Raw genomic sequence first — 12,557 nt, 5'->3', positions numbered from 1 at the left:
CACACGGTGGGAGCAGGCCCCGTATTCAGCCCGTACGCTGGATCCGTGGAATTCTCGCAGAGCAACCGGGCCGTCATCATCGGCGGCGGCCCCCGTGGCACCAGCGTGCTGGAGCGGCTGCTCGCCCACGCAGCGGCGGCCGGCGGGCCGGTGCGGCTGCACGTCGACGTGGTGGACCCCTTCCCGGCCGGTCCCGGGCATGTCTGGCAGCCGGGCCAGTCCCGGCTGTTCCTCATGAACACCCAGTCCTTTTACCCCACCCTGATTCCGCAGGATCCGTCCCTGCCCGCGCCGGTTGCCGGCACCACCTTCGACCAGTGGCGGGCCAAGCAGCAGCGGGATCCGCTGCCGGACCTCACGGCCGATGAACTGGCGGAACTGGCGGTGCTGGAGTCCACTGACTTCCCCAGCCGCGCCCTCTACGGACGCTACCTGCGCAGCACCCTGACGGAATTGTTGGACAAGGCACCCCGCGGCGTCACGGTCGAATTCCACGAAACGTCCGCACAGTCGGTGCGTCCCGTGGGGGACGGAAGGTACGACGTCGGCCTGGCCGCCGGGGAGACCATCCGCGCCAACTCGGTGGTGCTGGCGCTGGGTCACATCCCGTCACGCCTCAATCCGGAACAGCGTGAACTGCAGGTATCAGCCGCGCAGCTGGGGCTTCAGTACTTCCCTCCTGCCGTGCCCGCCGACGTGGACTGGTCCCGGATCCCCGCCGGTGAACCCGTCCTGGTCCGCGGGATGGGGCTGAACTTCTTCGACACCATGGGGCAGCTCACCGAGGGCCGCGGCGGGAAGTTCGTCCCCACCGGCAGCGGCCTGGAGTACGAACCGTCCGGCCAGGAACCGCTGATCATCGCCGCGTCCCGGCGCGGGACGCCGTACCGGGCCAAGGCGGCCCTGCCCGGCTACTACGCCCCGTCCATCACACTGCGCTACCTCACGGAGGCAGCGATTGGGCGGCTGGCCAAGACCGGCATCCGTCCGTCCTTTGACCACGACCTCTGGCCGCTGCTGCACCGGGACGCCCTGTGGGCCTACTACTCAACACTGGTGCGCTCGCAGCCCGGGGCGGTGCCCGATGCGCCGGCGTTCCTGTCCGCGCTGGAGGAGGCGCTGCAACCGCACGCGCACAGCGCTGCCAACTGGGAGGACAGCGTTGAAAGCGTCCTGGCCATCCACGTCGGCCCCCGGCACCGCCTGGACCTGCCGGGACTTACGGCTCCGCTGGCAGGCCGCTCGTTCGCGTCCCACGGTGAGCACGACGCAGCAGTGGTGGAGTTCCTGCTCGACGACGCACGCCGCTCAGCCCTGGGTGAGGACGACCCCGTCAAGATGGCCATCGGTGCGCTGCACCACGGGCGGGCGGTCCTGAAGACAGCAGTGGCCGACGGCGGCATCACCGATGAGTCATGGGTCGCCGGGCTGCGTGGCTGGTTCGAGTCCTTTGTGGAGGGCCTGGCCAGCGGGCCCCCGGCGCTGCGGTCCGAACAGCTCGCCGCGCTGGCGCGGGCCGGGGTGGTCAGCTTTGTTGGGCCGGACCCCAAATTCGGCGTGGACCGGAAAGCGGCGGTCTTCACCGCGGCTTCGCCCTGGGTTGCCGGTCCGCCTGCCACCGCGCGGACCATGGTGGAGGCCCTGGCACCGGGTAACCGGGTCTCGGCCAACGACTCCCCGGTGCTGGAACAGCTGCTGTCCGACGGGCTGGTCCGGCCCAAGCTCATGATGACCGCAGAGGGCGCCCCCATCGAATCCACCGGTCTGGACGTGGAGCCCCACCCGTACCGCCCGGTGGCCGCCAACGGATCCGTAACGGAAAACTTGTATGTTCTGGGGCTGCAGTTGTCCTCCGCCCAGTGGGGCACGGCGATCGCCGCCGAGGCCGTCCAGGCGGGCACCCCCGCATACCTCAGCGGCCAGCGCACCCTCCGCGACGCCGACGAGATCGCGGCCGCCATCCTCAACCCGGCTTAAACGCCGATGCGCTATCACTTTTGGTCCCCAAACCACCGGAATAGGAACCAAAAGTGATAGCGCATCCGGGGGTTTAGCCGCGCAGGCAGGCCCGGTATTCGGCCATGGCCTGGCCGTAGTTCGCCTGGCCCCTGACGTCGGCCGGGCGGGTGGGCTTGACCGGCGGGACGCAGACCGGCTTTGCCGGGATGTCCGCGCCAACCAGTACGGCAACCTTCACCACGGTGCCGGATTCGACGGCGGTGAGCACCAGGGTTGCGGTGCCCTCCGCAGCGCCGGCGGGGACGGCCAGGTTCACGGAGGCCGCACCGGAAGCCACCGGAACCGTGCCGAGCGGGATGATCGTGCCGGCGGCGTCAGTGAAGGACGCCTGCAGGGCCGTGTTCACCGGGCTGCCCAGGGACGTCAGGTCCAGCTTGGACACTGCCAGGGTGATGGGCCCTCCGGGCTTGACCCCGGCGGCCGTGGTGTTGGTGACGGCCACGGAACGGCGGGCGAAGTCCGGGGACACCGGGCTGCTCTTCTGCAGGTAGCCAATCCAGGCATCCCGGTCCACCAGCCCGGAATCCCGGGTATTGGTGCCCTCGGTGAAGACCCGGAAGTTGTCGCCTCCGGTTGCCAGGAAGCTGAACGTGCCCACCCGGTAGGACTTGGCCGGGTCCAGCAGTTCGCCGTTCACCCGCACCGAGGTGATCCGGTCACCCGCTGCACGGGCGGCGTCGTAGGTGTAGTTCACGTTCTTTGACAGGCCCAGCTGCAGGTAGGCGCGGCTGGGAACCGTGCCGTCCGGGTTGGTCTGCCACTGCTGCTCCAGGAGCGTCTTGAACTGCGCACCGGTGAGGGACGTGGTCCACAGGTTGTTCACGAACGGGAGCACCGCGTTGGCCTCGGCGTAGGTGATGGTGCCGTCCGGTGCGTAGTACAGCTCGTTGCGCAGGCCGCCGGCATTCACGACGCCGATCTCCGCACCGCCGAGGTCGGAAGACTTCAGCGAATCAAGCAGCGAGTCGGCCACCAGGTTGCCCAGGGTGGATTCGCTGCCGCGGTCATCGCGCTTGGCGGTGCCGGTGGCATCGGTGGTGAAGGCGGTGGTGGTGTCCTTGGTGACCGAGCCGACGGGCTGGTTGCCCACCGCGGCCGCGTCTGCCAGGGCCTTCTTGACGATGGCGTCGACGGCGGCCACGCGCGGGAAGGCGGCAACCAGGTCAGCGGCCGCTTCAGTGCTGCGCTTGATGTTGGCGGCCTTGTAGCCGGTGACCTCCTTGGTGGCGGTGTCTACGGTCAGCTGGATCTGGCCAACGTTTTCGCCATAGTTGCCGGTCTGCACGATGGGCCGGGTCTTGCCCGCCACACCGGGAACAGGTGCGTCCCAGGCATACTCCTTGTGGGTATGCCCGGTGAAGATGGCGTCCACCTCGGGGGACGTTTCGGTGACCAGCTTGGCGAAAGGCCCGCCGGCTGCCACTTCCTGTTCCAAGGTGGCGCCTTCCACCACACCGGAGTCGGCGCCGTCGTGGTCCTCAACGATGATCACGTCCGCAAGCTTGTCCGCCGTGATCTTCGCGGCTACCCGGTTGATGGCCTCGACGGGGTCGCCGAAGTCGAGGTCGGCGATGCCGGCCGGCGTCACCAGGGACGGAACTTCCTGGGTAACGGTGCCGATCACGGCCACCTTGATCCCGTTCATGTCCAGCACGGTGTACTCCGGCAGGACCGATTCGGTGGTGCCCTTTCTGTAGACGTTGGCGCCCAGGTAGGGGAACTTGGCGTTGGTGCCGCCGGCAATGACGCGGTCGCGCAGGTCCGCCCAGCCGCCGTCGAACTCGTGGTTGCCCACGGCTGATGCCTTCAGCTCCAGCGCGTTCAGCACGTCGATGGTGGGCTGGTCCTTGGCTACGGCCGAGGCGAAAAGCGACGCACCGATGTTGTCGCCGGCGGACAGGAACGCCGTGGCGCCCGGGGCGGCCGCGGCGCGGAGCTTCTCGATGGTGCCGGCCACCTGCACGGTGTTGGTGTCGATCCGGCCGTGGAAATCGTTGATGTTCAGGAAGTTCAGGTCAACGCTGGCAGGTGTAGCCGGGAGGTTCAGGCCCACCACCACGGGGTCGTGGTCGCTGGCGCGGAACTGGTCCGGAGCGTAGTAGTTGGTGATGTTGTTGTTGTGGCGGCTGTACTCCAGGGCCACGGATTCAACGGAGTTGATGTTCCAGATGTCCGCGCCCGATACCACCGCATTGGCGGCGGGCGAGGCCAGGATGTGGTCCAGGGAGCCCACCAGGCCCCCGAAGAGGTAGGAGTGCTTGGCCGAGCCGTCGGCGTTCTTCGCCTTATCATCCTGGTTGACGTAGCCTGCCCCGGTCAGGACGTTGATGGGATCTTCCTTGCCGTACGAGTTGAAATCGCCGATCAGGAAGACCTTGTCCGTGCCCTTGGTGGCCTGCAGCGAGTTGGCAAAGTCCAGCAGGGACTTGGCCTGGGCTGTGCGGGCGAGGTTGGAGGCGCCCTGGCCCTTGTCCGTATCGTCCGGCGTTGCTGCCGAGCCATTGGACTTGAAGTGGTTGGCGATGGCGATGAACTCGCTGCTGCCGCCGCCGCCCACCGGCTTGAACACCTGGGCCAGGGGTTTGCGGGCGCTGGCGAAGGCAACGGTGTCGTTGTGGATGATCGATTCGCCGACAGGTTCCGCCGCGGCCTTCTTGTAGATAAAGGCGGTGCGGATCATGTCCTCGTCGGCCAGCGGCGGAGCGTTGGCGGGTGTACGGACGTAGTCCCAGATTCCGGGCGTGGGGATGTTCAGGGCCTCCACGAGCTTGGCCAGGGCGTCGTCCCGGTCCTTGCCAAACTTCGCGGAGTTCTCCACCTCCATGAGGGTGACCACGTCGGCGCCGGACTTGCTGATGGCGGCAACGATCTTGTCCTGCTGGCGCTTGAAGTTCTCGGCGTTGGCAGCGCCGCGGGCGTCGCAGCCGCCGCGGACGGTGATCGGGTTGCCGTCCCGGTCCTCGTAGAAGGTGCACCCGGACAGGGCGTCGCCCGTGGTGGGGAAGTAGTTCAGCACGTTGAAGGAGGCGAGCTTCAGGTTGCCGCCCACGGCTGCGGGAGCGTCGGTGCGGGTGGCGCCGAAGCTGGCCGGCTGGACGGTGGCCTTGTTGGCCTCGGTCAGGTGGGTGAGGGGCTGCAGTTTCCAGGAGTTGTTGGCGTAGCCGAGCACCACGTTGGTGGTGAAGGTGGCGGGCGAGCCCACCCGGACGGGATCCGTGGTGGTGAGGTAGGGCAGGACCTCGGCCTTGGTGGTGGCCTCCTTGAGGAAGTTGGTGCCGGCGCCGTCGTCGAGCTTGATGCCGCGTGCCGCGTTCTCCGCCACGAGGGCGTTGTACTCAGGCGAGCCGTACGGTGCCACTGCGGTGGGCTGCTCAAGCGGGGTGGTCCCGCCTGCCAGGCCGATCTCGCCGTACTGGTTCAGGCTGTAGTTATCGCTCACCGTCATGGGGCCCTGGGGCGCCAGCAGCATGCCTTCCAGCGACTCGCGGAAGGTTTCCGTGGCGGGAAGGGTGAAGATGGTGGCTTTGACCTCGGGTGCGGCGTCGGTGAGCTTGGTGAGGCCCGCGGCCGCCGTGACGTTGAGCTGGGTCATCCCGTAGTACTCGGCCACGGTGCCCGTCACCTGGACGTAGTCACCTGCCTGCACCGAACTGACGGTTGCGGGGGAGTAGACAAAGATGCCGTCCGATGCGGCATGGTTCGTGGCCGTGAGGTCGCCGCCGGTGCCCGGGGTCTGGATGTAGTAACCGTTAAGCCCGCCGGTGGGGAAAGCCGCAGTGACCTTGCCCTTGGTGGTGACGGTGGCGCCGGTCAAGGGGCTCTCCGTCCCGGTGCCCTGGATTTCGGCGATGGTCCTGGCGACCGGTTCGGGGGCCGGCGTCGGATCCGGAGCGGGAGCAGCGCCGCCGGTGGACGTCGGCGTGATGGCGGCGCTGAGGCTGAAGTCTGCGGCATTGCTGTTGCTGTCCACGCCGGCGGTCCTGTTAAGGCTCTTCACGTCGGTGTTTGACGCGGGCGCCGCAGCTGCCTGGGCCTCAAAGGTGTTAGACGTTCCGTAGCCCAGGAGATCGGCTACGCCTGCGGTTTCCACCACGGATCCGGTGGGAAGTCCGACGGCGGTGGGTTGTTTGGCGAGCACGATGGTGCCGGAGGTTCCGGCGAAGTTGAGGGCGCCGGCCACGAGGTCGGGCCTGGGCAGGTCGGCGCCGTTGGCGCCGTTGCTGCCGCCCTGAACGAGGTAGTAGCCCTTGGCCGGGATGGCTCCCGACAGGGCGGCCACCCCGTTTGGCGCCGCCGTACCGCTGCCGGAGCGGTATTGCACGGACCAGCCGTCAAGGGACACCGGAGCGTCGGAGGTGTTGTAAAGCTCCACAAATTTGTTCTTGTAGGCGGCGCCGCTGCTGCCGCCGCTGAGGTAGGCCTCGTTGATCACAACGGGGGAGGTGCCGGCCGCGGCTGAGACCTCCGCGGCCGTGTTATCCGCAATCGCGGGAGCAGCTGCCAGCGGGGCTGCGATAAGCCCTGCCGACAACGCTGTGCCCAGCGTCAACTTCCATGTTTTTTGATGCATCCGCTCTTACTTTCATTGAGGTGTCCCGGGTGGGTGGCCCGGGAGGGTGCGTCCGGCTGTACCGGTCGGACCAGGTGCGCAGTCCTGCTCCTGGTCTGAGTGGGTGTCCGGCTCATGACAACAGCAGTGAATGAACGCATGGTGGCTAAGGCGTGCATTCGGCGGGACGTTTCCCAGCGGAACGGACCTACTTCCGGAACGGGCTTCCCCAACCCGTACCGGAATTGCTGTTGGCGGAGTGACAAGGTCGGCAAGCACGCAGGTGTGCCGGCCATCACAAACGATACCGGCGGGTAGCTTTCCGGAGGGGCTTTGGCAGGGGGTTAGTCCAAAGAATTTACGTCCCGGCAACACCGGGGGCGGTCACCGCAGTCGCGCTCCGTGGCACCAAGCAATGGGATTAAAAGCAAAAACCCCTGGCCGCCGTTGCCGGCTGCCAGGGGTTTCCTTGCGGAAGGTAAGAGATTCGAACTCTTGGTACGGGGTTACCGCACACTGGTTTTCAAGACCAGCTCCTTCGGCCGCTCGGACAACCTTCCTCAGCTAGTAGTGTTTCATAGGCACTTGCCTGCAACAAAACAGGCCGGGAAAGGTGCCCGGTGCACACTGGTTGCACCAGGATTTTGAGTCAGGAACGGGAGAGGTCCATGAAAGCCGTCTACATTTCGGAGCCGGGCGGCCCGGAGGTGCTGGAAGTCCGGGACGTGGATGCCCCGGTGCCCGGCCAGGGTGAAGTGCTGATTGATGTGGTGGCGGCCGGCCTCAACCGGGCGGATGTGCAGCAGCGCCGGGGGTTCTACCCGCCGCCGCCCGGCGCCTCTGAAGTTCCCGGGCTGGAGGTTTCCGGCAGGATCGCAGGCTTCGGCCCCGGTGTCAGCAAGCCTTTCTCCTTGGGGGACAAGGTGGTGGCCCTGCTCGCCGGCGGTGGCTACGCACAGCAGGTGGCCGTTCCGGCCGAGCAGGTGCTGCGCGTGCCTGAGGGGGTGGACCTGGTCACCGCGGCAGCCCTCCCTGAGGTGGCCGCCACGGTCTACTCCAACCTGATCATGACGGCGCAGCTGCAGCCGGGCGAAACGGTCCTCATCCACGGCGCCACCGGCGGCATCGGGACCATGGCAATCCAGCTGGCCAAGGCGTTCGGTGCCAAGGTGGCCACGACGGCCGGCACCGAGGAAAAGGTCAGCACTGCCAAAGCGTTCCTCGGGGCGGACATTGCCATCAATTACAAAGAGGAAGATTTCCCGGAGAGCTTGAGGCGGCAAAACGACGGCAAGGGCGCGGACGTCATCCTGGATGTAGTGGGGGCCAAGTACCTCCAGCAGAATGTGGATGCCCTGGCGGACTACGGCCGCTTGGTGGTGATCGGCCTGCAGGGCGGGGCCAAGGGTGAACTGGACCTCGGACTGCTGCTGAAGAAGCGGGCTGCCGTAGTGGCTACCGCCCTGCGGCCCAGGCCGGTGGCGGAAAAGGGCGCCATCATGACCGCCGTCCGTGATGCGGTGTGGCCGCTGGTGGTGGACGGCAGGATCCGTCCGCTCGTTGCCAAAACCTTCCCCTTGGACCAGGTCGGTGCGGCCCACCGCTATTTCGACAGCGGTGACCATGTGGGCAAGGTACTGCTGGTCATGTAGCAAGCCCCATTGCATACCCGGTATTGCATCCGGCAGGTTTGGGCGTTACGCTGACCATACGCGGTATGCACGGGTCTTGGGGGCCTGTGCATACCGACAGTGACTAGCCCGGGGGAGCAAAATGTCCATTCGCCACAGCCTCCTCGCCCTGCTGCAGGACCAGCCGCGTTACGGCTACCAGCTGCGGGTCGAGTTCGAGAACCGTACCGGAGCCACGTGGCCCCTGAACATCGGGCAGGTGTACACCACGCTGGACCGGCTGGAACGCGACGCCCTGGTGGCCAAAGAAGGCGACGACGGTGAAGGGCACGTGGTGTACAGCATTACGCCCGCCGGACAAGCAGAGGTCCGCAACTGGTTCGCAGCCCCGGTGGAGCGCAACAACCCGCCGCGCAATGAGCTGGCCATCAAACTCGCGCTCGCCGTCACGCTGCCCGGTGTGGACGTGCAGGCCATCATCCAGGCGCAGCGGGTGGCGTCCATCCGGGCACTGCAGGACTACACCAAGGCACGCCGTGACACCGCGGCCAACCAGCGGGCCGCGGACACTGCCTGGCTCCTGGTCCTGGATTCGCTGATCTTCCAGACCGAGGCAGAGGTCCGCTGGCTGGACCTCTGCGAGGCCAGGATGGTCCAGCAGGCGCAGTCAGCCGCCACGGGTGCGGCGAGGAAAACTTCCAACGGGGCCGCGGAAGAAGCCCCGCTCAACGCGGACAGCCGCCGGTGAGCCTGCAGGGGGCGCAGCAGGTTCTGGAGCTCGCCAAGGTTGGCAGGACATTCGGGGAAGGCGCGACGGCGGTCGCTGCACTCCGCGACGTCGACCTCACCATCAGCGCGGGGGAGTTCGTCGCGGTCATGGGCCCGTCGGGCTCCGGCAAATCATCCCTGCTGGCCCTTGCCGGGGGCCTGGACCGGCCGTCCTCGGGCGCTGTCTTCGTCGAATCCACGCCCTTGGCCGGGCTGGGCCTGAACGACCTTGCCCGCCTGCGCCGCAGGGCCGTTGGATACGTTTTCCAGGACTTCAACCTGGTTCCCACGCTTACGGCCGCGGAAAACGTGGCACTGCCTCTCGAGCTGGATGGAACTTCCGCCAGGAAGGCCCACCGGCAGGCCGCGGATGCGCTCCGGCAGGTGGGAATTCCGGAACTCGCCGACCGCTTCATGGACCAGATGTCCGGTGGCCAGCAGCAGCGCGTGGCCATTGCCCGCGCCATCGTGGGCAAGCGCCGGCTGATCCTGGCCGACGAACCCACCGGCGCGCTCGATTCCACGACGGGCCAGGGCGTCATGGAAGTACTCCGTGCCCGGGCCGATGCCGGTGCCGCCGTCATGCTCGTCACGCACGAGGCCAGGCACGCGGCCTGGGCGGACCGGGTGGTCTTCCTCCGCGACGGTCGCATCATCGACCAGGCGGCCGCCATGCACGATCCCACCATGCTCCTGACGCAGGCCGGGCTCTGATGCCGTTGGACCTGACTCCGGTGCCGCACTGGCGCCGGAGCAGCCACCGGATTGCCCTCCGGCTGGCCCGCCGCGACATCGCCCGCCACAAGGGGCGCTCGCTCCTGATCGTCCTGCTGATCATGCTGCCGGTGGCCGGCATGACCGGCGCAGCCACCCTCTACCAGAGCTCCCAGCGCACGCCCGCGGAAATTGTCCGGTACGAATTGGGCAACACGCAGGCCAGGTTCAGCGCCTTGCCGGTCCCCAGCGCGGACTCGCTGCAGGACCCACTCAATGACGGTGTCATCGCCTCCAGCTCCGGCCGCTACGACCCGGACTTCCAGCGGACTGATCCCCTCGATGCCCTCCCCGCAGGCTATGAGGTCCTGCGGCAACGCCAGCTGCAGCTGACCACGGGGGTGGGCGAGGCCCTTGTTTCCCTGCAGGGCCGAGAGGTTGACGCGCTCAATCCGGCTTTTGAGGGCAAGTACAGCCTGCTGGCCGGCCGCGCACCGCACGACGGGACGGAGGTGCTGGTTTCGCCGGGGCTGATGGCGCGGTTCCACCTCGCCTTCGGCCAGGAATTCACGACGTCGGCAGGAACCTTTGTCCCGGTGGGTACCATCCGTGACGCTTCCGCCGCGGACAGCAACAGCATCCTGTACCTGCAGTCCAGCCAGGTGGCTGCCGGTATCCAGCAGGGGCCGCTGAACCGCCAATCCGTGTCCTACTACCTGGTGGGCCCCGAGCCGGTTACCTGGCAGCAGATCAGGGAGGCCAACAGCAAAGGGGTGGGGGTGCTGTCCCGGAGCGTGGTGCTGGACCCGCCGTCCGCCGGCCAGCGCACTGTTCCGGGTTCCCTGCTGCACGACAACACCCCTGTGCTGGTGACCGTCTACGCTACGTTCGGCCTGGTCGGGGCGCTCGCACTCCTAGAGGTGGGCCTGCTGGCCGGCGCCGCCTTCGCTGTTGGAGCAAAACGCCAGATGCGTGAACTGGCGCTGCTGGCGTCCGCGGGAGCGGAAAGTTCCACCATTGGGGCCGTCGTCACGGCGGGCGGACTGTGGCTCGGCAGCCTTGCCGTTTCCGCGGGAGCCGCACTGGGGCTGGGAGCCGCTGCCGCCGTCGTGCATCTTGTCCGTTCGACTGGTTCTGCCCGGCTGGCCGGCCTGCACCCGGACTTCCTGTTGACCGCCGGCGCCATGGCCATGGGCCTGGCCGCCTGCGTCCTGGCCGCAATGGTCCCCGCCCGCCAGGTGTCCCGGCACGCGGTGCTGGGCGCGCTCAAATCCGGGCGGACGACGGCACCTAAAGGTACGCGGCCCACCCTGGCGGGCGCCGTGGCCCTGGCCCTTGCCGCTGGGCTGCTGGCAGCCGGCTGGCTTATTGGGGCATCCACGAATGACCCCGACCGGCAGGCAGAGCAACTGCCGTTGGTGGTCTCGATGCTGAGTGCGGGTGCGGTCTTCGCCGTTACCGGCCTGGTGCTGGTGACCGGCTGGCTGATTCTCCGCCTTACATCCCGGACACAGTGGCTGTCCCTCTCCCTCCGGATGGCCGCGCGGGACTCGGCGAGGAACCGCGGCCGGAGCGTGCCCGCGGTAGCAGCGGTGCTGGCAGCAGCAACGCTCGCAAGCGCCGCCCTGGTGCTGTCAGCCAGCCAGCAGGCGGGACAGCGGGAGGCGCATTATTGGAGCGGGTTGGAAAACCAAGCGTATCTGCCGCTGGCAGTGGACCCACCCCCGGCGGCCGACGGAACCAGGCAGGCGCCCCGGCAGGTGGACGCATCCGTGCTTTCCTCCGCGCTGGCGGAGGCCCTGGGCACTGTCGAATCAACCCAGCTCGTCACGGCTCCTGAAGGCCTGCTCAACTGTCCGGAAGGTCCCGCCGACGCAGGGTTCCCGGCACGGACGGACACCTCCAATTGCCTGGTTTTTTCGCTGGCCAAACCGCAGGCCAACGAGTGTCCCACGACGCCGCAGGGAAGGCTCGTAGACCGGGCGGACTGGCGGTGCCGCGGATCCATGGTCGATGAACAGCCGTCCGACCGGGCCATCCTGGTGGGCGGCGGGGAGGAGATCCGGGCAGCGCTGGGCCGGGACGCGTCCCCGGAGGCGCTCGCGGTGCTTAAGGCCGGCGGGATGGTGGTGACCAACCAGGTCTTCGTCCATGACGGAAAGGCCGTGCTCCAGGCCAAGGATGTGCGGACCCAGGGGCCGGCGCCCTCTGGACCCGGCACTGTCCCTTCAGTGGTCAGCAGCACCACCCTGGCCGCAGCGGTGCTCGAACCGGCCGTCGACGTTCCTTACTACGGCGTTGTCTCACCCGAGACAGCCCGGCGCCTTGACCTGCGCCCGGCACCGACCGGACTGTTGGTGCAGTTGGCGAAGTACCCGTCGGAATCTGAGGCGGATGCAGCCTCCGCTGCAGCCGCTGCCGTCTATGGGCAGCCCGGCATGCCCTTCCAAGCGGAACCAGGTATCTCGCAGGGCGGACAGTGGATGACCTGGTCCATCGTGGCTGCCGCGGCGCTGATCACGTTCAGTGCGGCGGGTATCACCACCGGCCTGTCCCTGGCCGACGCCCGCACGGACCATGCCACCCTTGCCGGGGTTGGCGCGTCACCCCGGCTGCGCCGCGCGTTGGCCGGATCGCAGGCCTTGTTCACCAGCGGCGTGGGCGCTTTGCTGGGGGCGCTCGCCGGGGTGGTGCCCGCGCTCCTTCTGGTCATGTCCACGGATATGCGGACCGCAGTGGAGGTTCCCTGGCTTCACCTGCTGGCCCTGGTGGTTGCCGTGCCTTTGGTGGGCGCAACGCTTGCCTGGGCCTGCACCCGCTCCGGCCTGCCGCTGTCCCGGCGCGGCCTGGCCTAGCAGGACGGCTGCCGTCCCCCT

The 12,557-nt window shown here is 67.8% G+C and carries 6 protein-coding genes and 1 tRNA gene; 5 read left to right on the top strand and 2 right to left on the bottom strand.

Features of this window, described 5'->3' with window-relative positions; genetic code table 11:
- Positions 1-45 precede the first annotated feature (45 nt).
- Positions 46-1,977, top strand: coding sequence for an FAD/NAD(P)-binding protein (locus FBY30_RS02850; protein ID WP_142131152.1), 1,932 nt, complete (start codon positions 46-48; stop codon positions 1,975-1,977).
- Positions 1,978-2,050: 73 nt separating this feature from the next.
- Here the strand turns inward: FBY30_RS02850 and FBY30_RS02845 are convergent, their stop codons facing one another.
- Together FBY30_RS02845 and FBY30_RS02840 are read right to left on the bottom strand one after the other, a co-directional pair.
- Positions 2,051-6,589: an ExeM/NucH family extracellular endonuclease gene (locus FBY30_RS02845; protein ID WP_142131151.1), complete on the bottom strand. Its 4,539-nt coding sequence runs from the start codon at positions 6,587-6,589 to the stop codon at positions 2,051-2,053.
- A gap of 451 nt (positions 6,590-7,040) precedes the next feature.
- Positions 7,041-7,128, bottom strand: a tRNA-Ser gene (locus tag FBY30_RS02840).
- A gap of 108 nt (positions 7,129-7,236) precedes the next feature.
- Here FBY30_RS02840 and FBY30_RS02835 point away from each other — a divergent pair.
- The 4 genes from FBY30_RS02835 (at position 7,237) to FBY30_RS02820 (ending at position 12,536) form a co-directional block, all read left to right on the top strand.
- Positions 7,237-8,220 carry an NAD(P)H-quinone oxidoreductase gene (locus tag FBY30_RS02835; RefSeq protein WP_142131150.1) on the top strand — a complete coding sequence of 328 codons (984 nt, stop codon included), beginning with the start codon at positions 7,237-7,239 and terminating at the stop codon, positions 8,218-8,220.
- Between the two features lie 121 nt (positions 8,221-8,341).
- Positions 8,342-8,947, top strand: coding sequence for a PadR family transcriptional regulator (locus FBY30_RS02830; RefSeq protein ID WP_142131149.1), 606 nt, complete (start codon positions 8,342-8,344; stop codon positions 8,945-8,947).
- Positions 8,944-9,681, top strand: a complete 738-nt coding sequence (locus FBY30_RS02825; protein ID WP_142131148.1) for an ABC transporter ATP-binding protein — start codon at positions 8,944-8,946, stop codon at positions 9,679-9,681. Before FBY30_RS02830 ends, FBY30_RS02825 begins: the two co-directional genes overlap by 4 nt.
- Positions 9,681-12,536: an FtsX-like permease family protein gene (locus tag FBY30_RS02820; RefSeq protein ID WP_142131147.1), complete on the top strand. Its 2,856-nt coding sequence runs from the start codon at positions 9,681-9,683 to the stop codon at positions 12,534-12,536. The genes FBY30_RS02825 and FBY30_RS02820 overlap by 1 nt, the downstream gene beginning before the upstream one ends.
- Positions 12,537-12,557 lie beyond the last annotated feature (21 nt).

It is taken from the genome of Arthrobacter sp. SLBN-83 (assembly GCF_006715285.1).
Classification (GTDB): domain Bacteria; phylum Actinomycetota; class Actinomycetes; order Actinomycetales; family Micrococcaceae; genus Arthrobacter.
The sequence above is the reverse complement of the archived record's forward strand: the minus strand, read 5'-3'. Positions and strand labels throughout refer to the sequence as shown.